This is a genomic window from Verrucomicrobiota bacterium, from assembly GCA_016871495.1.
Lineage (GTDB): Bacteria > Verrucomicrobiota > Verrucomicrobiia > Limisphaerales > VHDF01 > VHDF01.
Map to the genome: position 1 here is coordinate 1 of VHDF01000077.1, position 24,288 is coordinate 24,288.

Below are 24,288 nucleotides of genomic sequence, written 5' to 3' on the forward strand. Positions count from 1 at the left end.
GCGATACCGCCGTTCCCCCTTGTCGTCACCCCACCACCAGCCCTCCAACGCCCATTCCGCCGCGTCTCAGGAAAATCTTGCCCTCCAAATTCCTAAAATCGATCGCGCCATGAAATATGCGGGCTAGCCCGGATAATTCATCCTGAGCTTGAATCCGCGACATTACGCCGCGTGAGGGCACGCGGCCTACAATCGCGCCTGCCTCTGTGTTTGTAGGCCCGGTGTCCTCACCGGGTGTCCCGTGCATGAAATATGCGGCCTGGTTCCCTTCGTCGCCCCGCAGGCTGGCCAGCCTGCTCAACAGCAGACAGGGCTGTCTGCTTGACCACGACAACCCGGTCACCGACAACCTCTGGATGCACCGATGGGCCTGCGGTGCATCCCGATGTTGCCGGTGATGCAGGTAGGGCGCGTCCGTCCCGGCGCGCCGCCGGAGCATGATGTTTTGCATCCCGTGGGCGGCGGGCTGGGACAGGCCCGCCCTACCAACAACATCGGGATACACGGATGGGCCTGCGCCTCCACCGCAATTGCTTGCGAATTCGATGGGGCGGCCTAATTTGAGCGTCCAATCGCCTCATGCACCATCGATCTATGCAACGCTTCCTCTTCTCCCTCGCCACGACGTGCCTCCTGGCCACGTCAGCTGCCTCCGTCCTGGCCGCTGAACCCAAGGCTGAAGCCAGTCCACTTCTATTCAACGGCAAGACGCTGGAGGGCTGGAAAATCACCGAATTCGCGGGCAAAGGCGAGGTCAAGGTCGAGAAAGGCGAACTGATCTTCCGCGCCGGGGAAATGCTGACCGGGGTGACGTTCACGAATCCCATCCCCACGATGAGTTACGAGATTTCGCTGGAAGCCATGAAGCTGGACGGGAACGACTTCTTCTGCGGACTGACCTTTCCGGTCGATAAGTCTCATGCCACTTGGGTCGTGGGCGGATGGGGCGGCTCCGTCGTCGGCATCTCCAATATCGACGGCCAGTCCGCCGTCGAGAACGACACCACGCGTCATCTCGGGTTCGACAAAAACAAATGGTATGCCTTGAGGTTGCGCGTGACCCCGGGACGCATCGAAGCCTGGATCGACAAGGAAAAAATGGTGGACCTGGAAACACAAGGGCGGCGCATCGGCATGCGCATCGGTGAAATCGAACTGAATGTGCCCTTGGGTCTCGCGGCCTGGCAAACGTCCGCCTCCATTCGGAATCTCAAGCTGACCACGATCCCGTCGGCGAAATAGCCGGACTTGACAACCCAAAAACAGGAAATTCCTCAGCCGTCCGGGCGCTGGTGGACTTGGGTTGGACCGGGTGCCATCGTCGCTTCGCTGACGATTGGTGCGGGTGAACTTATCTTTTCCACCACGGCCGGAGCTCTTTTTCGGTACGACATCCTTTGGTTTTTCCTGCTCACCCTGGTCGCCAAGTGGGTTTTGGTGGTCGCCACGGCCCGTTCCTTTGTGCTCACCGGGGTCCATCCTTTGGAACGTTGGCGGGCGTTGCCCGGCCCTCCGGGATGGTTGCTCTGGATCTTTCTCCTGCTCGCGGTGGCATGCTTTCCGGTCTGGGTGGGATTCCATGCCGGCACGGTCGGCTCATTGATCGCCCACGTCACCGGAACATCGGGAGCGATCCATCACGCCGCTCACTATGTCTGGGGCATGCTGGCGCTTGCCTTGACGATGGGGCTGGTTTTCAAGGGAGGTTATGCCGTGCTCGAAAGGATTCAACTGGCGGTGGTGGGGCTCATGCTCGTGCTCGTGTTGATTTCCCTCTTTCTGATCCATCCAGATTGGGGGGCGATGGTTCGCGGGTTGTTGTTCCCCACCGTGCCTCGTTATCCCGATTGGATCTCCGAGTACCCGGCCATCGCACAGCGCCCGCTTTGGGTCGAGGTCATCACCTATGTGGGAGTGCTCGGTGGATCCGGTTACGATTATCTCGCCTATGTCTCCTATCTGCGAGACAAGCAATGGGGCCGCGCTGGACGCACTCCACTTCCCTCGGCCGCTCATCTGGTCTCGGGCGCCTCACGGGAACGGGCGTGGTTGAAAGTGCTCTACGTCGATGCCACGGTGTCCTTTGCGGCCGTCTTGATCTTCAGCCTGGTGTTCGTGGCCTGCGGAGCCACCATCCTTGCCCCCCAACACAAGGTCCCGGTGGGCAGTAATCTTCTGAGTTTGCAGGCCGAGTTTCTGACGGGAATTCACCCCTGGCTGGGGCCCGTCTATTTCGTCGGCGCCTTCCTGGCCATGGCCGGAACCCTCTACGGCACCATCGAAGTGTCGCCAGCCATCATGCGTGAGTTGCTTCCGCTCGTGGGGAATGGACGGCAGCCGGATTCGGCCGCGTTGCGCACTGGGACGGTATCGTGGGTGGCCGTGGGCGGCTTCGCCGTATTGGGGGCCTCGGTGGGTTGGGCCTTGCTGGGGCATCGCGGTTCCCCGCCCCTTCTGGTTGAAATCCTGACTCCGGCCAATCTCTTCACGGGTGTCCTGGCGTGTGGTTTCATTTCCCTCCTGAATCCATGGATCGAGCGCCGCGCCCTTCCCGAGCCGCTGCGGATGCCCGTCGCCCTGCGGTGGGCCGGACTGCTTTCTGGCTTGTGTTTTCTCGCGCTCGGATTCAAGGCCTATGCGGACCAGGGTCCCCGCCGGGCCATCCTCATGGCGGTCGGAACCTTGTTGGCAGGATGGGCCTGCGCTGTGTGGGCTCGCCGCCGCGCTGGAAGCGCAACTCCGCCGGGTTCCGGTCCAAACAGCACCGGCGATGTCACTCAGGAATCTAAACTATGATCAGCCCATTTTCGCGAAGGATGCTTTGGGTCCTCCTCACCTTGGCCGCGCTCCAATCAGGCGAGTCCCAAGCTCCAGAACGCCCCCGCTCCAACCGCGCTCCCGAACCTAAGGAGGCGACCGGCGCGTTGCTCCTCCAAGCTCAACAGGCGTTTCAGGCGGGCAAGAAGACCGAAGCCCTTGCCCTCGCCACCAAGGCGGTTGAGGCCGAACCCGGCCACCCCCGGCCTTACTTCATACGCGGAAAGATCCACGAACTGATGCGCAACGGGGCATCCGCCATCTCGGATTACGATCGTGTCGTGGCGCTGGACAAGACGGCCATCGATATCTACCAGTTCCGCGGAGCGGAGCGGTTCAAGCTGGGACAAATCAAAGAGGCGGTGGAAGACTTTGACCGCTACCTCACGCTGCGTCCGGATCAAGCGGCGCATCACTGGCAACGCGGCATTGCCCTCTATTACCTCGACCGTTTCGAGGACGGCCGGAAACAGTTCGACCTGCACCAGTCCGTCAACGCAAACGACGTGGAAAACGCGGCCTGGCACTATCTCTGCAACGCCCGGGCCACCCGGGACCCCAAGAAAGCCGCGCAGCAAATCCTGCCCATCCAGGAAGACGGTCGGCCCTCCATGATGGATCTCTATGCGCTCTATCGAGGCACGAAATCGGTCGAAGAAGTCGAATCGGCGATTCGCCAGATGCCCGCGGGTGAGAAAAAGGATCAGGCCGAATTCTACGGCGCGCTTTACATCGGGCTCTTCTACGAAGCCCAGCAAGACTTCGTCAAAGCGCGGCCCCAGCTGCTGAAATCGGCTCGACTGTCCGCCAACTTCGGTTACATGGGAGACGTGGCTCGCGTCCACGTCGCCAAGAAGTACACTCCATGACCTTGACTCCGCTCACCGCCGCAGAACGCCGCCGACTCAAAGGCCAGGCGCAAAAGCTGAAAGCCCTTCTCAAGCTGGGCAAACAAGGGCTTACCCCGGCGCTCACCAGCTCCATCATTCAAACCTTCGCCCACCACCCCCTGTTGAAAATTCGACTCGACGACTTCAAAGAGGAAAGGAAGGAGCTCGGTCCCAAGCTGGCCGAGGCGACCGGAAGTCACTTGGTCACCGTCATCGGGAGCGTGATCGTGCTCTACCGCCCGCCGCCCGCGGACGCCGCCAAACCGGACTGAACCGGCGCGCTCGAAGTGGCAGGAATCGCTTTGAATTCGCGCAACAGCCGGCGGAGTGTCGCGTGGACTGACGTGTCCGCGTCTTGAACCACGAAAATCCCGCAACAGATGTTGTCGGACCGGATCGCGGCGTAAAGATGCGCGTCCTGATACTGCCATCGGACGAATTCGGAAGGAATGCGATGATGGTGAAACACGGAGAACGTGTCCGCCAAGCACCTCCACACAGGATCCAACACAATGGGCGGATAAGCCACGTTCATCGACTGGCTGAAGACGGTTCGGTCCGGATAATGCAAACCGCATGCCAGCACCCCCGGCACGCGGGCATGGTTGGCGATCCATCGATTGAGGACCTGCTTCATGCTCCCGCCACGGCGGCTTCTTCCTTTCCTTCCGGCCTCAACGCCTCGGCGGCCTGCGCTTCCAACCGTGTTCTGACGAACAAGGTGTGCCCGCTTTTGATCTGAACCACGAGGCGTCCGTCCGACTGCTCGATGTCGACACGCTCAAACGATCCTGCCGGAAGCCGGTGTACGAGTTGAGCGGACTTGGCGCTCACACATTCAAGGAACGCCACGCGCGAATCGACGTTCTTGCACTGCCAATCGTAAACCACCTCTCCCTGCGAGGAGCAAATGAGCATCTCATCGACCGCCTTGCGAAAAGCCGCGGCCTGCGGTGCTTGAACCTTGGGCTCACTCGGGGTCACCGAGGATTTGGACAACAATGCCGTCTCAAATTCCCTCTCCAGCTCGTCGGGCGGATCGGGCACGGGTGGATCCGGTTCATGCGCCTCGTCGCAAACCTGCGCCGCCTCCATCAAGAGAGACTCCCAAGATTTGTCGATCGTCTTTTCTCCAGGAGGAATGAACGGGTGAAGCGAAAAGTCCCCCCCTTTGAGGCCAAAGAGAAAATAGAACGCGGTCTCGCCCGCTTTGGAACCGCAGACCGCGTGAATCACCTCGCCGTCTTGAATGAACACCTGACCCTTCGCGTGGGGAGTAGAGACATCGAGGATGGACGAGTTCCTCGCCAGGCATTCCAATTGCAAAACTTCCTGCAATCCAACCCTTCGCAGGACACCGCGAAATCCGGATTCCGGTTTGAACTTCACCAATTCCACCAGCGTGGAGTAGATGACCTGCCATCCTTCCCGCTGGCGGGGCTTTTCGAGAAAAAGTTCCGCTCCGTTCGCGAGGCATTCCGATCGATACGCTCCCGTCGCGTCCCCGGTCAGCACGACTTTGAGCAGTTGCGGATACTTCCTCTGCAGCAATTTCAAAAGTTGGGGACCGTCCACCACGGGCATGTGAACGTCGATCACGATGAGGTCGATGACGTTCCCTTGAAGCAGCTTGAGAGCCGAGGCCGAATCCCGGGCCGTCAGCACCTCCCATGTGCCCTGGGCAAAACCGGCCATCAACTGGCGCACAAGGTCCAGCAGCATCGGATCGTCGTCCACGAACAACACCTTGGCGACGCGTCCTGTCATAGAGAGTTCAATCGCACCCGTTCAAAAGCATTCCCCCGTACTGTCATGGCTCCGCAGATTTCTGATGGCCTGCAACCGGAAGGGCCGCTCATGCCGCTCTCGCCGCCCATTCTTCGCGACATGAACCGTCCCAGATTTCAAACCGGTCACCGAAGCCCGCGGCTCCGAGAAAAGCCAGATCCAGCCTCGCCGCCGTGACGTCGGGCACGCTCGGCGCGAAAGAGGAGGTGATGACGTCGGCGCAGTGCACAATGGCCACCGTGCGTCCATCCATCTCCTCGAATTGAACCGGTTGATGGTGCAAGGCCACCGACTCCAGAATGGATCGAGGCAACCCCCATATCCCGAGCAGGCATCCTCCAACCTCGGCGTGATCAGTGCCGAACACCTGCCGTTCGGCTTCCCACATGGGGAGGCCTTTCTCCTTCGCCAGGACGATGCTTTCCCGAACTTTCGACGGCAGATTCGCCGCCAGCAGCAATTTGCCGAAATCGTGCAGCAAGTCCGCCGTGAATATAGTGCCTGCTTCATCACTGGAGCACTGCTCGCTCTCACCGATCAGTTGCGCCCGCCGCCCCACTTTAAACGAATGCTTCCACAACGCATCAACCGGCATGCCCGGGGACGCCTTGCCCTCGAAATGAGAAAAGGCGTGCGCCAGCAATACCAGCGACTTCGTCGTCTCCATGCCCAGATACATCAACGCTTCAGGAATGCTCGAAACCTGGAGTTGCAATCCCAGCAAAGAAGAGTTGGCCAACTGCAGCAACTTCGCGGAAACCGCCGGATCGCGCGAGATGATCTGCCCCACGGAATCCATGGAGGACAAGGGCGATTGCAATTCCTTGACCATCTGAAAGTAGGTCGAGGGAGGACTGGGTATGTTCTTGATCGACCCCATGAGCTTCATCGCGTGGTCGCTGGGCAGCCAAACCGCAAGTTGAAAGGCCCGATCCAGGGCATACTCCACGGAATGCACTTGCGCTCCGGCGGGCAAGATCTGGTGCGTGCAGCCCACCAGCGTGGCCGCCGCGCGGCTGTCCGCGAGATTGGCCACCAGGAACCGCAGCATCTGGGGATGCCTGGTTTGCATCTCATCCAGAAACTTGACGCCGCTGATGTTGCCCGCGTCCTGTTCGCAGATCACCGCGTCGCACAGCCTCTGACGCAAGAAGACCAATCCCTCCACGCCGCTTCTCACATGATGCATCGACCAGTCGCGTCCGCGTTCGTGAGCGCGATTCTGCAACTCACGAGCCAGCGTGGGCCGCGGTGCGATGACAAGAATGGACTTGATCATAGTTCCAATCGGTTGCGGGGTGCGTAGCCCCCATTATTGAGTTCGGCGGGCTGTCACATCGCTTTAGCCCATTTATCGGCTGTCCGGGGTTGGAGCAAAATCACATTGTCCGGCGGCGGCCAGCCCAGGGCCATCAAGGCTGTCCGCGCGGAATCCCGCACCACCTCGTCGTGATCCTGCAGCAGGGAGCTCATGGGCTCGCACAAGCTGTGGTCCCCGATGCGTCCGAGCGCCTCGACGGCCGCCTGACGAAGATCCCGGTCCCCGTCCCGCAACGCATCGGAAAGGATCTGAATCGCGACGTCATTCCGAAACTGCCCGGCACCGCCGATTCCCCGTTGGAGCCCCCGCATCGAGGATTGATTCTTTCCAATGCGAGTCAGAACTTCTGCAGCGGACTGTCGAATCCAGTAGTCGCGGCTCTTCAGAGCCGCCTTGAGCTCGGGAATGGCGCGTTGCGCCGAATCGCTGCGCTCCCAGTTGCGATCGAGCCGCATCAACGCACTCGCGGCCGCTTGACGAATGGAGGTCTCCGGATCGCACAAGGCGAGGATCAAACGCTCCAGAGCGCGGGGATCCCCAATCTGGCAGAGCGCTTCCACAGCCGTTTCCCGAACATCGTTGTCCGAATCCTTCAATGCCCCGGCCAGCCCCTCGACGGCACGCGCATCACGCAAACGTCCGAGCGCTTCAATCACGGCCTTGCGCACTTCCCATGAGGTGTCCCGCAAGGTTTCCACCAAACGATCCACGCTGCCGGGATCCCCGAGCTTGCCCAGCACCTGGGCAGCGGCCGCTCTCACCGGGCTGGCGGGATCACGCAGGGCCAGCAGCAAGGGAGGCAGAACTCGCGGATCCGGAAACTGCACCATCGCCTCCGCCACCATGACGCGAACCCCCGCGTCATCATCCTTCATGGCCTGAATCAGCACTTGCACCACGCGCGCGTCGGCGATCGTGGTCAAAGCGTCCAGTGCGTGCCGGCGGGTTTGGGAATCCGGATCCGCTAGGAGCGCTCGCAGAGGCTCGATCGCGGGAGCCCCAAGTCTGGCCGCGCTCTTGTATTCTCCAGCGGCCACTTGCATCGCCGCCATCTCCCGCATGTTCGAGGGAGTCCAGCGCAGTTTCGAAAGCGATTTGGCGCTCCGCCATCGCACCGCGCCCCGGCTGTCGGACAACAACCCCAGCAGGACGCTGAAGGTTTGCGGCCCCGGCAAATGCCCCAAGGCCGCCGCCACCTCGCAACGAATCTCCAACTCGGCATCGTTAGCCAGCTTGCACAAGGTCGGAACCGGATTCGACTCCGGATGCCGGGCCAAAGCGGCGATGGCAGCGCGTCGAACTTCCTTGGCCGGGTCGCGCGTGGCTTCCATCAAGGCCAGCACCGCTGCCTCCTGGCTCTCCAGAGCCAGTTTTTCGACCGCTGCAAGACGCGTTGCCGCGCTCTTTGCCTTAAGTTGTTGAAGGGTCCACCAAAGCATGATCGGACATACCGATTTGGGCACTCCCTAGCGAATGCCATGCCGCGCCTGACCCTGGCGGGTCCATTGCTTCTTCAAGTCCCACGTCATCAACGCTTATACAACGAGTGGACATGGTGTTCGCATCTTTGCGACGCGAACCCCATGCCGAAGTCTTGCCCAACATTCGGACGCCCGCTCGTACCGTTCCAGGACAACCTGAGATCTTCGGCGCTCAGGCGCACTTCCAGAACACCCTCTTCGCTTTCCATGAAGTTCGAAGTCTTTGGGAAAGGGACGGGCGGGCGCCGAAGAATTGTAACCGAAGCTTCCTTTGTGACATCTACACTCCCATGCAGATTCCCAATCCACGACCCACCCGACGTGCCTTTCGCCACCCCGCCACCTTGCCACCTCTACTTTGGCTGGCCGCGCTGGGTTGCACCGTGGCCGCCCTGGCCCAGCCTGCCCCGCAAGGAGGCCCGCCGGGACCCCGTGGGGCAGGCCCAGGCATGATGCAAGCGCCCGCGCCCCTGCTCAAGAAGTTCGACCAGAATGGCAACAAAGTCCTGGAGGCGCCCGAGCGCAAGGCCGCACGGGAATACCTCGCCAAGGAACGAGCCGAGGGACGCCTCCGTCAACGCGGCCCAGGCAGACAGCCTGGCGGGGAGAACGTCCAAGCCCCTGAACCCGGCATCCGCATCACCCCCTCGGAAGTTCCCAACCACTCGGGCAAACCGTTCTACGACCCCTCCGTCCTACGAACCTTGTTCCTCGATTTCGAGAACTCGGATTGGGAGAAGGAACTCGAGGATTTCAACAATACGGATGTAGAGGTCCCTGCGACCCTCACGGTCGACGGAAAAAAGTACCCCGGCGTCGGCGTTCATTTTCGAGGCGCTTCCTCCTATTTTAACGTCCAGGAAGGCCGCAAACGATCCCTCAATCTCAGCGTCGATTTCGTCCATTCGGACCAAAACTTGGCGGGCTACCGAACGTTGAACCTGCTCAATTCCCACGTGGATCCCAGTTTTTTGCGCACCGTGCTCTATCATCACATCGGACGGCAATACATCCCGGCGCCCAAGGCCAACTTCATTCGACTGGTCATCAACGGCGAAAATTGGGGCGTGTACGTCAACGCCCAGCAATTCAACAAGGAATTCATCCAGGAAAACTTCGGCACCGCGAAGGGCGCCCGATGGAAAACTCCCGGCTCGCCCAACGGACGCGCCACGCTCGGTTACCTCGGTGACAATCCCGAGGACTATAAGCGCACTTACGAACTCAAGAGCAAAAACGATCCCAAAGCATGGGCCGGTCTGATCAGGCTGACCCAAGTCCTCACCCAAACGCCTCCCGAAAAGCTCGATCAAGCACTCCGCCCTCTCTTCGATGTTGAAGGGGCACTCAAATTCCTCGCCCTCGAAAACGTTCTCATCAACACCGACGGCTACTGGATCCGTTCCAGCGATTACGGAATCTACCAGGATCCCAAAGGCGTGTTTCATCTCGTGCCCCACGACGCCAATGAAACCTTCTTCCTGCCCGGTGGGATGGGCGGGGGCCGGGGCGGACGCGGAGGCAGCGGACCTGGCGGGCCCGGCTTCGGCGGCGGACCCGCCAATCTGCTCGCCAGCCGGATGCTTGATCAAGGCGACCGCTCCGGAGATCGAAAACTCGACAAAACCGAGATGAGCCAATTGGGTGAACTGTGGTTCCAAAAACTCGACCCCGACTCCACCGGGAAGGTCTCCCGGGAACAATTCGCTGACCGCATCGCCTCCCTCATGCCCTCACCCCAAGGAGCAGGGCCAGCAGGGGGGCCTCGCGGCCCCGGCGGCCCAAGGGGGCCCGGCCGCATGCTTGCAGAACCGCTGTTCATCGCCGCCGATGCGGATCGTGACGGCAGCGTGTCGAAGTCGGAGTGGAACGGGCTCTTCGGCAAATGGACTGATGCCTGGGACACAGCAAAATCCGGATCGCTCGACGAGGACCGGCTGCGAACCGGGTTGGCCGGAATCATCCCCCCTCCGAATTTCGGAGGACGCGGGGGTCCTGGGGGACCCGGCGGTCCAGGGGGAGGCATGCCGCGGATCAACGGGGTCGAACTCGATCCCCTCGCCCTGGCAACCAACGAGAACAAACCTCTCATCCAAAAACTTCTCGCGGTGCCCGAATATAAGCAAAAGTACCTCGGTTACGTGAAGGACATGGCGGAAACATGGCTGGATTGGAACAAGCTCGGTCCCATCGCCCGAGGCTATCACGACCTGATCTCTGAAGAGGTGAAACGGGACACCCGCAAACTCGAATCTTACGAGGCTTTTCAGAAGGGAATCATGGAAACGGTGACCGGCGGGGGGGTCGGTCCCGGCGGAGGTTCGCGGATCGGGATTAAGGAGTTCGCCGGCAAGCGACGTGCCTACCTCCTCAATTGGAAGGAGAAAAAGGAGTAACCACAGACCGACAAACCTTGTCAGAACGTTCACTCATGACAACACCGCTCCTCCGTTCCTTGCCTGCCATCATGGCAGGCCTCCTTCCAGTTGCCGCCCAAGACTGGCCTCACTGGCGCGGTCCGCTTGCCACCGGGGAGGCGCCTGGCGCAAAGCCGCCCACCCAATGGAGCGAGACTCAAAATGTGAAGTGGAAAACCAAACTCCCCGGAGAAGGCCACGCCACGCCGGCGATTTGGGGCCCTAAAATCTTCGTGCTCTCAGCCGTTCCCACGGGCCGGAAGATCGAGCCCCCCGCGGCACCTCCGGAAACCAAACCCCAGTCGCTTGCTCAGCCCCAGGTTTTCTTCGGCCAGGCACAACCCCCAACCGAAGGCGGACGCGAGGGCCGGGGAGGTCCCGGTCGTGGAGGCCAGGGTGGACGTCGTGGTGGCCGCGGATTTGGCGGCGGCATGAAACCGGTCGAATTCCACCAATTCACGGTGTCCTGCCTCGACAAGGCCACGGGCAAGATCCTTTGGCAGAAGATCGCCCGCGATGAAGTTCCCCATGAAGGCCGGCACCAGACCGGAAGTTTCGCCTCGGGCTCGCCCCTGACCGACGGACAGTTGGTCTTCGCGAATTTTGGTTCGCGCGGACTTTACGCCTACGATTTGGGCGGAAATCTCAAATGGTCCCAGGATCTGGGCGACATGCGCGTCGCCAACAGCTTCGGCGAGGGCAGTTCTCCCGCGTTGCATGGCAACACTCTCATCGTGAACTGGGACGCCGAGAATGGCTCCTTCGTCGTCGCGCTGGACAAACAAACGGGTAAAACGATTTGGAAAAAGGAACGTGAGGAAAGGACCACCTGGACCACCCCTCTCATCGTGGAGCACGGAGGAAAGCGCCAAGCCATCATCCTGGCTTCGGGTAAAATCCGGGCTTATGACCTGGCCAACGGCCACGTCATCTGGGAATGCGGAGGCATGACAGCCAACGTCATTCCTACGCCGGTCTACGCCAACGGAGTGGTCTACTGCGCCAGCGGCTTCCGCGGCAACGCCTTGCTCGCGATCAAACTCGGCAAGGAAGGAGATTTGACCGACTCGGATTCGATTCTCTGGCGCATCGGAAAAAGCACGCCTTATGTCCCTTCACCCCTGCTCTACCGGGATCGGCTTTACTTTTTCTCCAGCAACAACGCCATCCTCTCCTGTGTCGATGTCAAAACCGGCCAACCCCATTACGAAGCCCAGCGCATCGAAGGCATGCAGCAAATCTATGCCTCGCCGGTCGCCGCCAATGGAAACGTTTATCTCGCCGGACGCGATGGCGCCGTGGTGGTGATCAAAGATGGAGACAAGTTGGAAATCCTGGCCACGAACAAGTTGGACGACCGATTTGACGCCTCCCCCGCGATTGTCGGCGGCGACCTCTATCTCCGCGGGCATCAACACCTCTACTGCCTCGCCGATTCGAAGTAGGCGCAAGGCCGCGGCAACCCTGGGCTGATGAATGCAACCCTGTTGGGGTTGACCGTGCGCGATGTCGCGCCGAAGCGCCCCCAGCTTGAAGGCGGATGGACGGACACCTCAAAAAAATGGTAGCGGTATGAAAGTGAAGCCCGGCTAAAAGCAGACCGAGGTGGGCGTCATCCCGGAGGAGTGGGAGTAGTCACCGCCACAGATGCGTGTGAGTTGGTGGTTGATGGCAAAAATCGAACACCGCCAGTTATGCCTGAGAGTGACTTTGCGGTCGTCCGCACGCCGAACGTTCGCAACGGGCAGTTTGTTCTCGATGAACTCCGATTCACTGACGCGGAGTCTTATCGTGTCTGAACTTCCCGCGCCGTCCCGACGTTCGTCGACATTATGATTACGAGAGAAGCACCATTGGGTGAGGTGTGCGCTGCACCGCCGAATCTCAAGGTCTGCCTCGGTCAACGAATGAGGCTCTATCGGCCTGCCTCGAAACGAACATCCAGCACCGATCTTCTCTACTCGCTCATGTCTGAGCCTGTGAGACAAAACCTCTTCAGGAAGATGGGTGGGTCGACTGTCGGTCATGCCAAGGCCGATGACATTCGGTTTCTTCAACTGCCACTTCCCCCGCCGCCCGAACAATGCGCCAACGTGGAGGCTTTGAGCGACGTGGATGGGCTGCTCGGCGGGCTGGACCGGCTCATCGCCAAGAAGCGCGACCTCAAACAGTCCGCCATGCAGGAACTCTTCACCGACAAAACCCGGTTGGTATGAAACCGAATCACCCTTTGCATCCATGTCCGACTGCGACCCCTGCCGGGGTCGTGTCCATGCCTTCTGGATACCGGGGGTGTCGCTGCGCTCAACCCCCGGCTAATCGCTCCCATGCCTCCGGCATGAAAACCGCCATGACAGCGGCGTGCCGCCCCGAACCCGGAGGGTTCTCCGCCATGAGCCGGTGGTTGAGCGAGGAACGAGCGACACCACCGGTCACCGGGTGAATTCAATCCCGCATCCCGGAGGGATGCCAGCGGCGGGAGAGGACCCGCGCCCTCCAGCACGCCATGATGCAGGAACTCTTCACCGGCGAAACCCGGTTGATTGATGGTTGAGAGTTGATGGTGGATATCCAGAAAGCAGAGCGATGAGCTTGAAGCTATTCATCAGCAGCGTGCAAAAGGAGTTCGCCGCCGAAAGGCAGGCGCTGAAGGATTATCTTCCCGGCGATGCATCGCTGCGGCGGTTCTTCGAGGCGTTCCTGTTCGAGGATTTGCCGGCGTCCGACCAGCGGCCGGACGCGGTGTCTTTGGATGAGCCCTCACCATAACCCATCCCCAGCCCCTCCGAACAGCTGCGCTCCGCTTACCGCTTACGCTGCATCGGACTCAAGCAAGCGTGGAAACCGGCTCTGACCTCGCCTCCAGCGCGTATGCATGAAGGAGGTATAGAGGCATGAGATTTGCCAGTTGCAAAGCGAAGGGCTCTGGCGGGCGCGGCTGGCTTGGAAGTCGCTCAAACGAATTGGAGTCGAGCCAAATGCATCCGCGTCGGCGCCGCGCGGGGATTGCGGCGGATCACGGGCGGTCCCATGAAGTGTCGTAATGTCTGGGCTGCTGCGCTTGATTGGGGGTGAACGGTTCGACGTGCCAATCGGCGAGCAAGACAGATCCGCGGCCGGTCTTGAAGTAAGTGGTGGCGTTTGGGCGTGAGCCCCGAAATATCTTGTGCCGCGCCGCAAGCACATTTCCTGGCGGCACAAATCGGCCGTCGTCAATAAAAGGCTGGCCATTCTTCGTGTCGCCATTTTCATCCACTAACACCATCTTTTGCGCGGGCGACTTAATGGCGGTGTATTTGAACGGCAGTGCGGGCGCCGATCCGGCCACAATCGGGAAGATCGAACCGGGGCCGAGATTGCGGTTATCCAACAAATAGCTGACCAGCGAATAACTATACACGTAAGGGTTCGCATCCATCTTGCGTCGCGCATCCCAATCCTTGTCTGATGGACAGCGGAAAATGTTGGTATTGAACGAACCGAGATACCGGCCGATGGCGGTATTGCGCGGATCTTGAATGATGCGGCTGGTGAAATCGCCGCTCCCGGCGCGCTGGATATTCCAAAAAATCCAGTCTTCATGCATGGGATTGTAAGCGCCGCGGGATGCGACACCCGGAAATGTGTCGCGGTTATCGTCGAGATACATCGCGAACGCCAGTCCGAGTTGTTTCAAATTATTGACGCACGCCGTTTGGTGAGCTTTGGATTTGGCGCGGCCCAAGGCGGGCACGAGCATGCCAGCGAGGATGGCGATAATCGCGATCACGACCAGCAACTCGATCAGGGTGAAAGCCCGGCGCTGGCCTTGGCGCAACGAAAAACGATTCAGTGAAGTATTCGTTTTCATAGACTGGCGAGGCGGCGCATGGATTTAGCTTCCTTGTACTTCAAAATGCGTAGCGAGCAGCATGATAGGACTTTGCTTTTTCAAAGCATGTTGACCATGGCGGTCCGGAGACATTCGGGCAACAGGAAAGTTCCTCGGAACCGGGTGTGGACGGGTGGTTGGAAGAGGACTCTCGCGTGGGGCAGCCGCGGCGGCGGCTCCATGCGAGAATCCTCCCCGCCCTCCCTGGAAAAACGTTTCGAAAACTCGGGATTTTGGCCTCGTTCGGACAGAGCCCGGAGCTCAAGCGTGTCCGCCGCGTTTCGCGAAACCGATGCGGGCGCCCCCGTTGTATTCCTCCTTCATCCCACCGACGGCTCGAGTTGAACGATTTTTCCATCCTTGCCCGGCACCACTTCGCCCCGGGCGATGCGGAAGGAACCACTGCCGAAGATTGTCCAGAATCGGGAACGTGCGCAGTCTTGCCGTCTTGGCCTTGCCGGCGTGAATCTCGATGATGCCGACGTCGAAGCGAATATCCTTCCATTCAAGCCGCTGAATCTCCGTGTAACGGCGTGCGGTAGATTTTCACGACGACGGAACCCCTTTTGACCTTCTGCGGGAAGTCGATTGTTTTCACGCCCGCGAGATTGTCAGGAAACTGTCAGGAAAAAACAGTTCCCCCAATTCCTTAAAAAAAGCTGGTGCGCGATACAGGGTTCGAACCTGTGACCCCTACCGTGTCAAGGTAGTGCTCTACCACTGAGCTAACCGCGCAACTCCTCGAAGCGCCGCTAAAGTGCGCAACCCCACGCCCCATTGGCAAGCAGGAATTCTGAGGTCGCATTCGCGTCGGTGCATCCAGAGGTTGTCGGTGACCGCGTTGTCGTGGTAGCGCAGACAGCCCTGTCTGCTGTGGCGCAGGCTGCCCAACCTGCGGCTCGACGAAGGGAACCCGGCGCGTGGAAAGCATGGAAGGACCTCCTTCTTCACCCGCCGGGCCGACGGACCGTCGGCGATACGGCAGGCTCGGCAGCCCGCGCCACACGACACACCACTTCGAGAGGCACGGCATTCGCGTTTGGCGGATCGCATCCCGGGGACGGGAAGCCGCACTAACCTCGTCAGGCCGATGCGTAACATCCGTCTTCCGCCGCTCAGCGACTCTTCTCTCGCCTAACGATTGAACTTGCCCGGCGTGGGTGTCAGGATACCAAAAAGCTTGGGATCCGAGGGCGTGCGTCCATAAGAACGATCCGGTCCCAAATCGGGATATGTAACCTGGTCCAACAACCCGTTCCCTGAATCATCCGGCCCCACGAGCAACACGGTTTCACCGTTGTTGCTCAAACGAAAATTCGTGTGCAACTCGGTGGTCACCGAACTGTCCTCGTCCGCCCACACCAACAGATAACCTCCCGGGGCAATCGTTGTAGCCGCGGGAAAAGTCCACTTGCGCGGATTCGAAGCGTCGTCGCTCAAGTGGTATCCGGACAGGTCGACGGCGCTCTGCGATGTGTTGAGCGACTCGATCCAATCGTCGAATTCACCCTGAGGATCCGCCAGCGTCCTCTTGTTATCGGCCATCAGCTCGTTGATGACCACCGGCGAGGCCAGCACCTCGCTGGTCCGCACGCGATAGCTCAAGGTCACCTGCTCCGCCCGGGCAGGATAAAACGCCGCCGCCCTCACCGCGTTCCCGGAGCGCGCCTCCACATAACACCGCACTCGTGTGCCCGCAGGATACTTGACAATGGACGCTCCAAAAAGCCCGTCCCCCGCTCCTCCGTCTCCATGCATGCCATCGTCGAACATGCGGGTTGATTGAAAGACACCGTAGGATTTGTCCCGCCAGTAAAGCCACACGGACTCGATCCCCTCCCCGTCGGTTTCCAGGACTCTCGCCGTAACCGTTCCTTCTTGGGAAGGATCCGGCGACGGAACCGGCACGGTGACGGTCTCGATTCGCGGCGCTCGAGGGCGCAATTCGGCGTGGTTGGTGAGGACCCGGTGCCGGTTGGTCACGAACCCCCTCAGCGCGTTGAGGTCGTTGGTATAACTTGTCATGGTGAAATTCCTCTTGGTGTCGGCGGCGATGTCCGCCACGGAAAGCCGGTGGATGCACTGGATCAGTGGTGTCAAATAGGCTGGGTTGTACCGTTCTTCGAGGACGGTTCGCATGTGCGCGAGGTAGCGCTGTTTGAACTGCGGCACACGAAGAAGCCGGTAAAGGACGGGGCGGGCGGTGATGTTGATGCCTTGTACTGGGGATAAATTGAGATCCCCCGGCGTGAAAGCCTCGTTGCCATCGTGTTCGATGGGATGGATCCGCCCGCTTTCGACCTCGAAGTAAAAACCATAATCGGCCCCCTTGTTGAAGTAGCTGTCATCATCCGCGAACAGGTTCTCCACGGCGAGAAACCACAGCCAGCGATCCACCGCCAACACTTGATCCACCCGCTCCGCGAAAGCGTTCATGTTGTTGGTCGGCGAGTTGTTCAGAACATCAATCACGGAGATGAGCCGCCGCCAGGCGTTGGTGGAATCCCCGCTCTTGAGTTCGTAATTGGAGCGATAAGCCGAAACATTGGTCCCCAGCCAGGCCAGCGCCGACCCCGACCCGCCGAAGGCTCCCCCGCTACCCGGTCCTTGCCCTCCGATGTTGGGCGCACGCCAGCGATCGCCGTCGTTGCTCGCAAACCACTCTTTGACCAAGATCGAGTTTTCCTGTTCCACAAAGGAATACACGCCCCAGTTGGTGCCATTGATGAACAACCGCGCCAGCGCTCCACGCGGACTGGGCGCGTATTCGTGCATCACGTTGAAATAAATCGATTCCCTCATGATACTTTCGTCTCCCGCCGCGTTGTTGAGATTCACGGTCTTGTAGCCCATCAATCTCCCGGTCGAATTCGTGAAATCCATCTCGAGATTGATGGATTTCTTGGCGCCGCCCGCGTCGAAAGAGGTGTTTCCCTTGTAGCGAGCTCCGACCCCGAAGTTCGTTCGCCCGTTGTCCAGGGACAACACGGCCAGCGTGTTCGATCCCGTCATGCGTCCGCGCGTCAACAACGTGGCCCAATTCGCCATTTCAAACCTCAAGTGCAACGTCCGCAGAACCCGATCGTCGAACAACCCCTCCGCCCGAACGGCGCGGAAAAACCGGTTCCCGTTCGTAGTTTGGAGGGCCGGCAACGGACGCGGATCTCCATCGGAATACATGGTGCCCATGCCGGCCGCGCTCTCCCATTCGGCGAGATGGGAACTCGCCTCAAAGCGCCACTCATCATCTCGATCCCCCACCACCTGCAGGGCCGGGGCGGCGCTGCCCCCCGTCACCCTCAAGGTGGCAGCGTGGATGGTGAGGATTCCGGAACCCAAGACGCAAAACGCCAACAGCCGGCCGGTCAGGAAAGAAATACACATGGTTGATGTCCTTCCTGTGACGGGTGCGTGCTCCTTTGGGTTACTCGATATTCCCCATCATTCATCGGTGTTCCACGGCTGCGCTCTTTGAATCACGACCCCAAACGAGCCGTTTTGTCTCACCGTAAATATCCATTAGTTGTGCCGTTGTGAATAAGTGACCCCGTATATTGTGGTTTTTTCACTTTACTTGGCGGCGAGGTCGATATTTGTTTTTGGGGTCATGCATCTTCGAAGTCTCACCGTTCTTGGTTTCAAATCTTTCGCGGACAAGACCACTTTGAACTTCGAGCCCGGCATCACGGCGATTGTCGGCCCCAACGGTTGCGGGAAGTCCAACGTCGCCGATGCGGTTCGGTGGGTCCTCGGGGAACAGTCGGCCAAAGCTCTCCGGGGCGGCGAGATGGCGGATGTCATTTTCAACGGCACGGACAGCCGTAAACCCCACGGCATGGCTGAGGTTTCGCTGACGATCTCGGACGTGGATTCCGACCAACTCAAAGCCGCCGGCGTCGAGCTTGTTTACAACGAAGTCACGCTCACCCGCCGGGTCTTCCGCGATGGCGGCAGCGAATACTTCATCAATAAGACGCCGTGCCGCCTGAAGGACATCCAGCAACTCTTCATGGGCACAGGGGTGGGCCGGACGAGTTACAGCATCATGGCCCAGGGGAACATCACTCAAATCCTCTCCAGCAAGCCTGAGGATCGGCGTTTGGTTTTCGAAGAAGCCGCCGGCATCACCAAATTCAAAGCCCAGAAACGCGAGTCCCTGCGCAAACTCGAATCCACCGAACAAAATCTCCTGCGGGTTGCCGACCTCATTCGCGAAGTGAAACGGCAGATCGGCTCGCTCCAGCGCCAAGCCGGCAAAGCCCGCCGCTTCAAACAGCTTTCCCAGGAACTTCAACATCTCGAAACCCAGCTGGCTCGCCATCAGTTCGACGTGCTCCAGACCGAAATCCGCGACCGGTTGCAGCGATCCGTGGCGCTGGCCTGCCGGATTCAAGAGCGGGAAACCGAGATCTCTGCCGCCGATTCCAGCATCGGAACACTGCGTGGCGAATTGTCCGACATCGATGCTCAAATCGCCGCCCTCCAGCAGCGAGCCCTGGAGCTGAAAGCAGAGGTTGAACGCCATGAAAACCGCGTTCATCACCATGAAGAGCGTCTGCGGGAAATCGACCAGCAACAAGGAAGGGCCATTGCCGAGATCTCCGAGAGCGAGGAACGCCAAACCCGCGCCGCCCACGAACTCGAATCCGTCAACGAGCGCGTCGCCTCGCTCGCAGCCACTCTCGAATCGATCCGGCTCGCGCTGAAGGATCGCCAGTCCTCGGTGGAGGCTTGCGACTCCAGCCTTCTGATCGTCCAAAACGAGCTTCGCCAACTGCAATCTCGCAGCATGGCTTCGGCGCAGCAACTCGCCCGCGTTCGGAACGAGATCTCCGTGCTGGATCTGCAAAAACAAGTCAATCAGGCGCACCTCGAAAAACTCGGCTCCGAGAGCATCCAGATTGGAGAAGAGATCCACGGACTCCAAACTCGCCTGGCCGATTTCGAGAAAACCGTCGAAGCGGAGAAACTCGACGCCCAATCCAAACGCGGCACGGTCGAGGAACGCCAGCAACGCCTCCGCACCCTCCAGCACGAAGCCGCCCAGACCTCCCAGGAACTGGACCAACTCCTCCGCGCCCAGACCGAGAAACACTCGCGCCTGAACGTGCTTGAGCAGCTCCAGGAATCTCACGAAGGGTTCAGCGCGGGAGCTCTCGCCGCCCTCAAACAATCCGACCTCGTGCTCGGCTCTCTCGCCGATCACCTTCGGGTGCCGGACCGCTACGTCGTCGCCATCGAATCCGCCCTGGGCCACGCCTTGCAGATCGTCCTTACCCGCCGTCCCGAATCCGCCCGCCAGATTCTGCAAGGCCTCGCCGAGAGAAAAATCGGCCGCGCTCACATCGCCGCCCTCGATTTGCCGTCCCAGGCCGAGAACGCTCAGGGTGTCGTTTCTCCCCAGGCCCCCGAAGGCGCCGAACTCGCGCTCTCCATCATCGAGGCATCCGATTCCGTGCGTCCGCTTTTGCAAGCGCTCCTCGGCCGAACCCTGGTGGTCTCGGACATGGAGCAGGCGCTGCAAATCTGGCCCGCTTCCGCCGGGCAGCACGATTTTGTTGCGCTGGACGGGCAATTGCTCAGCCGCCACGGGGTCTTCACCGGCGGCTATCTCAACGGCGCCGGGAACGGCAAGGCACCCTCCTCGATCCTCGGGCGGAAGAACCAGATCGCCGAACTCCTGGCCCAGGCCGCCGCGTTGCTCGAAAAGATCAATGAAACCAGCCGCCGCAAAGGTGCGCTCTCAGGCGAGCACACCGCGCTCCAAGCCAGCCTGAACGAGGCGCAAACCGAACTTCGCGCCCAGGAGGTCGCCATCGCCGCCCGTCAAGGCGAGTTCAACGCGCTTCAGCGATCACTCCAGAATTTGAAGCACCGGCTTGAGACCGTCCGCTTCGAATCCACCCAACTCGAAGCCCAGGATCTGGAAGGCGCCCGCAAACGCTCCGGGCTCGCGGATCAGGCTTCCACCTTCGAACTGGAGGAGAGGCAGTCGCTCGCAGCCGTTGCGGAACGCACCGCCCTTTTGGAGCAAATCCGGGCCCAACGGGATCTCGCGCACGCCGCGCTCACGGAAATCAAAGTGCAACTGGCCTCGGAAGAGCAATCGCTCGCCGCCTTGCGCAAGCAGCAGCAGCCGCTGGAGCAGCGGTTGCGGGAGCTAGCCCAAGCCCTGGCTCAGAGAAAAGCTGACATCGCCGATTTTCTCGCCCGCTACGAGCAATCCGTCCAGGAGATCGCCGCCTCACGCGCTCGCGTTGAAGTGCTCCATCGCGAACGCGAACAAACCAGCCAGGAATCCTCCGAGGCCAATTCCCGTCGCGAAACGAAATTTTCCGAAATCCATTCCCGGGAAGCCTCCCTCCGCGAATGGCGCTCGCAGCTCTCTTCGCACCTCCAGGACAAAAGCCAGATTGAGATCGAACTCGCCCAAAAACGAATGTCGGTCGAGAACCTGAGCGAAAAGGTCCTCCAAAAATACCAAATCAAGATCGAGGACATCCGCGGCGAATGCATCACCATCACCATCGCGGACGAGGGGCCCGCCAAGGTCCAAACCTTGACCCCGGAGGAAATGGCGTCCCACGGCGTCTCCACCGACTGGACCGCCGTGGCCGATCAGGTCACGGTCATGCAGAAACGCCTTGAAGAAATGGGGCCGGTCAATTTGGTCGCCATCGAGGAGTATGAGGAGACCGAGCAGCGCCATCAGTTTCTCACCTCGCAGTACGACGATCTGGTCAAAGCGAAAGAGCAATGGGTGGAGGTTCTCAACCGCATCAACAGCCAGACGAAAGAGATGTTCGTCGCGACGTTCAATCAAATCCGCGACAACTTCCGCCTCATGTTCGCGGAAGTGTTCGGCGGAGGCAAAGCGGACCTCCACCTCTCCGACGAAGGGGACGTCCTCGAAAGCGGCATTGAGATCATGGCCCGCCCCCCGGGCAAGCAGCTTCAGCATATCGGACTCCTCTCCGGCGGCGAGCAAACCATGACCGCCGTCGCGCTGCTGTTCTCCATCTACCAGGTCAAACCCAGTCCGTTCTGCGTGCTCGACGAGCTCGACGCCCCGCTCGATGAATCCAACATCAATCGCTTTGTCCGCATCCTCAAGCGGTTCCTGGAACATTCCCAGTTCATCATCATCACCCACAACAAGCGGACCATCTCGACCGCCGACATCCTCTACGGCGTCACCATGCAGGAGCAAGGCGTCAGCCGCATGGTCAGTGTGAAGTTTCAGCCCTCCACGGAACAGGGTTCCGGACGGCTCGCGGCTTCAGCCCCTTCCCCTGCTCCCGCCACGGAGGACGCGGACGAAAGTTCCCAAGTCGTCATGGCCAAATAGCTCGGAAACCACGAGCAAATGATCAAAAACTGAACGGCTCATTGGTCACGCCGCATTGCGGGCACCGTGATCGATCCACGTCGTGATCGTCCGTGTAAACGTAGCGGCATTTCTCGCAGCGGAAGACATTGTCGACATGCGGCCCTTGCTGGAATTTCCGGCGACGAAACAAATCCCAAACGGCCAAGCCACCGATCGCGGCCATCAACAATCCCACATAGGCGAGCGTCAAACCCGGAAGGCTCATGGAGGGGGATTGGGCGCGGGAAGCGCCCACCGCACGAGCAACTCTCCGAATTGAAGGTTCGGCTCCGCGTCGGACACCGGCTCAAACCGTACCTTTCGCGCCGCGTTCAGAGCTGCTTGATCCGCCCGGGCTTGGTCGGGAGAAAGCGCCGCGGAGTGGCCGACGATCCTTGCCGTCTGCACCCGGCCCGAACGTTCGACGGCGAGGTGAATCCGGCTGGGCGCAATCAAGTTCGTCACCAGGGCGTTCGTTAACTCGGGCATGTGGCTCAATCCCCGCCCGCGCAAAGTCCCCCGCCACTCCACCTTGGGATCGACCGACCGTCGAAGGTTGCCGCTGCTCACTGGGGGCGGCGTCTGGAGTGGCGTCGATTGGCCGATGGTGCTGGGCCCGATCGAGACCTCGGGAGCCAACGGGTCAGGACGGGTGAGAGGCGCCCGCGACAGCCCCATGAATTGGGAAGTCAACGGCTCCTCTCGCAAATCGTGCACCAATTGTCGCGGCTTCAGCCAGGCTCGGCCAGAGGAACCGCGGTGGTCGGGCACCGCGAGCCTCGCCGGATCCTCGTGCAAGGCCAGCGTGGCCGCAATGGACGCAGGATCCGTCAAGACCCTCGCCACACATCCGTCGGAATGTTCCCGCTCCGGGGTGCCCCCCGGCTGGTAAACAGCCGCGAAAAAGGCGAGATGCGCCACCAGGATCAGCGTGATGCCCAGGGACCATCGCAACGCCTCCCTCCAGCCAGTCCCGCGACGCGGTGGGGTTTTCATGAACCAGGCTCGCGTGATCGAGGAGGCTGTGGCTGAATGCCGGACGGACGCGTCGCCCAAAGCAGTTCCCGAAACCCTGCCTCCTCCGCCAGCTTCGAGATGGGGAGCAGATCCCCGTAAATCGCCCTCGCATCCGCTTGCACGACCAGCGTGAGCGGAGCCTTTGACTCCTTCACCCGCTGCGAGAGCTTGGCTTTCAAACTTTCAAGACCGATGGCCTGTTGCTCGAAAAACAACTGGCCCGACCGGTCCACCGCAATCGCCAGCGAGGGATAACTCGGGCCGCCCTCGCCCGTATTCCCGGGAAGGGAAAGCCGGACGCCGGGCGTGTGGACCAGCACCGTGTTCAGGGTCAAAAAAATCAGCAAGAGAAACGCCACCGCCGCGAAAGGCGCCACGGTCAATTGCCCGGTAAAAACCTTGAGATTGCGCTGGAATTTCACGCTTTGGGGCCGCTGTTCTTTTCGGACAGCATGTTCAGAATATCCGTCGAGGCTCGTTCCATGTCCAACACGATGCTGTTGACCCGGCTGACGAGGAAATTATACCCCAAATAAGCGGGGACGGATACCGCCAATCCAAACGCGGTGCAGATCATGGCTTTCCAAATCCCTCCCGAAAGCAGTTCGATTCGGACATAGCGCCCGCCTTGCTCGAGGACTTCGAACACGGACATGAACCCGACCACCGTACCCAGAAGCCCCAGGATCGGAGCGATTTGCGCGATGGTCGCCAGAATGTTCAACTTCTCCTCCAGGCGCGGAATCTCCGCCGCTCCTGCCTCCTCTAGGGCCTCTCGAATTCCTTCCCGGCCCTTGTCGCGACTCAGCACCGCGGCCTTGACCATGCGGGCCACAGGCCCGGGGGTCGCGTCACAGATGGAGAGCGCCTCAACCACGTTGTCCCGCTTCAACACATTCCGCACACCGCTCAGAAATTCCGCCGAGTTGATCTGTTCCCGATGATACAAAAGCACCCGCTCAATCAGCGTCGCCACCGCCACCGCGCTCAGCAACAGCAACAGCCACATCATCCATCCACCCATCGAGAGGACTTTGAAGAACATGTCGCTTTATAGGGTTCCTCCAGATCTGCATCCAAGGCGAAAATCTCCCGGGCGTTGGGATCGGAGTATCCAGAGGTTGTCGGTGATGGGCGCGGCAGCGCCGATCGGGTCGGGTGCCGGGGATTGCGCCCCGGCACCCTCCCACACCACCGGACGTGCGGTTTTCCGCATCCGGCGGTTGAACGCAGCGGCCCTTCACACGGTGGCCGCAAGGTCGGATGGCATCCAAAACCCGTGACGTCGCAACGCCGCGTTGCTTAACGCCGTCTGCA

At 60.4% G+C, this 24,288-nt stretch carries 21 protein-coding genes and 1 tRNA gene; 10 read left to right on the forward strand and 12 right to left on the reverse strand.

Features of this window, described 5'->3' with window-relative positions:
- Positions 1 to 579 precede the first annotated feature (579 nt).
- The 4 genes from FJ404_14990 to FJ404_15005 are packed head-to-tail and all read left to right on the forward strand — an operon-like array spanning position 580 to position 3,979.
- Positions 580 to 1,242, forward strand: a complete 663-nt coding sequence (locus FJ404_14990) for a DUF1080 domain-containing protein (GenBank protein ID MBM3824168.1) — start codon at positions 580 to 582, stop codon at positions 1,240 to 1,242.
- Positions 1,243 to 1,248: 6 nt separating this feature from the next.
- Positions 1,249 to 2,796 (forward strand): divalent metal cation transporter, encoded by a 1,548-nt coding sequence (locus FJ404_14995; GenBank protein MBM3824169.1) that lies wholly within the window; start codon positions 1,249 to 1,251, stop codon positions 2,794 to 2,796.
- On the forward strand, positions 2,793 to 3,686 hold the full coding sequence (locus FJ404_15000; protein ID MBM3824170.1) for a tetratricopeptide repeat protein: 894 nt from the start codon (positions 2,793 to 2,795) through the stop codon (positions 3,684 to 3,686). The genes FJ404_14995 and FJ404_15000 overlap by 4 nt, the downstream gene beginning before the upstream one ends.
- Positions 3,683 to 3,979, forward strand: a complete 297-nt coding sequence (locus FJ404_15005; protein MBM3824171.1) for a YhbY family RNA-binding protein — start codon at positions 3,683 to 3,685, stop codon at positions 3,977 to 3,979. Before FJ404_15000 ends, FJ404_15005 begins: the two co-directional genes overlap by 4 nt.
- Here the strand turns inward: FJ404_15005 and FJ404_15010 are convergent.
- The 4 genes from FJ404_15010 to FJ404_15025 all read right to left on the reverse strand — a co-directional run bounded on the left by FJ404_15010 (position 3,940) and on the right by FJ404_15025 (position 8,255).
- On the reverse strand, positions 3,940 to 4,344 hold the full coding sequence (locus tag FJ404_15010) for a hypothetical protein (GenBank protein MBM3824172.1): 405 nt from the start codon (positions 4,342 to 4,344) through the stop codon (positions 3,940 to 3,942). The genes FJ404_15005 and FJ404_15010 overlap by 40 nt on opposite strands.
- Entirely contained in the window at positions 4,341 to 5,474 is a 1,134-nt protein-coding gene (locus FJ404_15015; GenBank protein MBM3824173.1) for a response regulator, read from the reverse strand. Before FJ404_15015 ends, FJ404_15010 begins: the two co-directional genes overlap by 4 nt.
- Before the next feature lie 88 nt (positions 5,475 to 5,562).
- On the reverse strand, positions 5,563 to 6,774 hold the full coding sequence (locus FJ404_15020; GenBank protein ID MBM3824174.1) for an HDOD domain-containing protein: 1,212 nt from the start codon (positions 6,772 to 6,774) through the stop codon (positions 5,563 to 5,565).
- 53 nt (positions 6,775 to 6,827) lie between these two features.
- Positions 6,828 to 8,255 (reverse strand): hypothetical protein, encoded by a 1,428-nt coding sequence (locus tag FJ404_15025; protein ID MBM3824175.1) that lies wholly within the window; start codon positions 8,253 to 8,255, stop codon positions 6,828 to 6,830.
- Between the two features lie 113 nt (positions 8,256 to 8,368).
- Here FJ404_15025 and FJ404_15030 point away from each other — a divergent pair, with 113 nt between their 5' ends.
- The 5 genes from FJ404_15030 (at position 8,369) to FJ404_15050 (ending at position 13,483) form a co-directional block, all read left to right on the forward strand.
- On the forward strand, positions 8,369 to 10,693 hold the full coding sequence (locus tag FJ404_15030; protein ID MBM3824176.1) for a hypothetical protein: 2,325 nt from the start codon (positions 8,369 to 8,371) through the stop codon (positions 10,691 to 10,693).
- Positions 10,694 to 10,728: 35 nt separating this feature from the next.
- Positions 10,729 to 12,159, forward strand: coding sequence for a hypothetical protein (locus tag FJ404_15035; protein MBM3824177.1), 1,431 nt, complete (start codon positions 10,729 to 10,731; stop codon positions 12,157 to 12,159).
- A 387-nt stretch (positions 12,160 to 12,546) separates the two neighbouring features.
- Complete coding sequence (locus FJ404_15040; GenBank protein MBM3824178.1) at positions 12,547 to 12,930, forward strand: hypothetical protein; 384 nt, start codon at positions 12,547 to 12,549, stop codon at positions 12,928 to 12,930.
- Positions 12,931 to 13,157: 227 nt separating this feature from the next.
- Positions 13,158 to 13,268 carry a type I restriction endonuclease subunit S gene (locus FJ404_15045; GenBank protein MBM3824179.1) on the forward strand — a complete coding sequence of 37 codons (111 nt, stop codon included), beginning with the start codon at positions 13,158 to 13,160 and terminating at the stop codon, positions 13,266 to 13,268.
- Positions 13,269 to 13,306: 38 nt separating this feature from the next.
- The gene (locus tag FJ404_15050) at positions 13,307 to 13,483 is read left to right on the forward strand and encodes a DUF4062 domain-containing protein (protein MBM3824180.1); all 177 of its coding nucleotides are present in this window, start codon (positions 13,307 to 13,309) and stop codon (positions 13,481 to 13,483) included.
- Positions 13,484 to 13,730: 247 nt separating this feature from the next.
- Here the strand turns inward: FJ404_15050 and FJ404_15055 are convergent, their stop codons facing one another.
- The 4 genes from FJ404_15055 to FJ404_15070 all read right to left on the reverse strand — a co-directional run bounded on the left by FJ404_15055 (position 13,731) and on the right by FJ404_15070 (position 17,969).
- Positions 13,731 to 14,564: a type II secretion system protein gene (locus tag FJ404_15055; protein ID MBM3824181.1), complete on the reverse strand. Its 834-nt coding sequence runs from the start codon at positions 14,562 to 14,564 to the stop codon at positions 13,731 to 13,733.
- Between the two features lie 282 nt (positions 14,565 to 14,846).
- Positions 14,847 to 15,104, reverse strand: coding sequence for a hypothetical protein (locus tag FJ404_15060; protein MBM3824182.1), 258 nt, complete (start codon positions 15,102 to 15,104; stop codon positions 14,847 to 14,849).
- Between the two features lie 141 nt (positions 15,105 to 15,245).
- Positions 15,246 to 15,320: transfer RNA gene (locus FJ404_15065), tRNA-Val, on the reverse strand.
- Positions 15,321 to 15,719: 399 nt separating this feature from the next.
- Positions 15,720 to 17,969, reverse strand: a complete 2,250-nt coding sequence (locus FJ404_15070; GenBank protein ID MBM3824183.1) for a hypothetical protein — start codon at positions 17,967 to 17,969, stop codon at positions 15,720 to 15,722.
- 223 nt (positions 17,970 to 18,192) lie between these two features.
- Between FJ404_15070 and smc the strand changes: the two genes are divergently transcribed.
- Positions 18,193 to 21,933: a chromosome segregation protein SMC gene (gene smc, locus FJ404_15075; GenBank protein ID MBM3824184.1), complete on the forward strand. Its 3,741-nt coding sequence runs from the start codon at positions 18,193 to 18,195 to the stop codon at positions 21,931 to 21,933.
- 22 nt (positions 21,934 to 21,955) lie between these two features.
- On the opposite strand, the gene FJ404_15080 is transcribed toward smc, so the two are convergent.
- Genes FJ404_15080 through FJ404_15095 form a run of 4 tightly spaced genes read right to left on the reverse strand, consistent with a single transcriptional unit; the run spans position 21,956 to position 24,016 of the window.
- A complete protein-coding gene (locus tag FJ404_15080) occupies positions 21,956 to 22,180 on the reverse strand; it encodes a hypothetical protein (protein MBM3824185.1) in 225 nt (74 codons plus the stop codon).
- Entirely contained in the window at positions 22,177 to 22,950 is a 774-nt protein-coding gene (locus tag FJ404_15085; GenBank protein MBM3824186.1) for a hypothetical protein, read from the reverse strand. The genes FJ404_15080 and FJ404_15085 overlap by 4 nt, the downstream gene beginning before the upstream one ends.
- Positions 22,947 to 23,393, reverse strand: a complete 447-nt coding sequence (locus tag FJ404_15090) for a biopolymer transporter ExbD (protein MBM3824187.1) — start codon at positions 23,391 to 23,393, stop codon at positions 22,947 to 22,949. Before FJ404_15090 ends, FJ404_15085 begins: the two co-directional genes overlap by 4 nt.
- Entirely contained in the window at positions 23,390 to 24,016 is a 627-nt protein-coding gene (locus tag FJ404_15095; GenBank protein ID MBM3824188.1) for a MotA/TolQ/ExbB proton channel family protein, read from the reverse strand. The genes FJ404_15090 and FJ404_15095 overlap by 4 nt, the downstream gene beginning before the upstream one ends.
- Between the last annotated feature and the right edge of the window lie 272 nt (positions 24,017 to 24,288).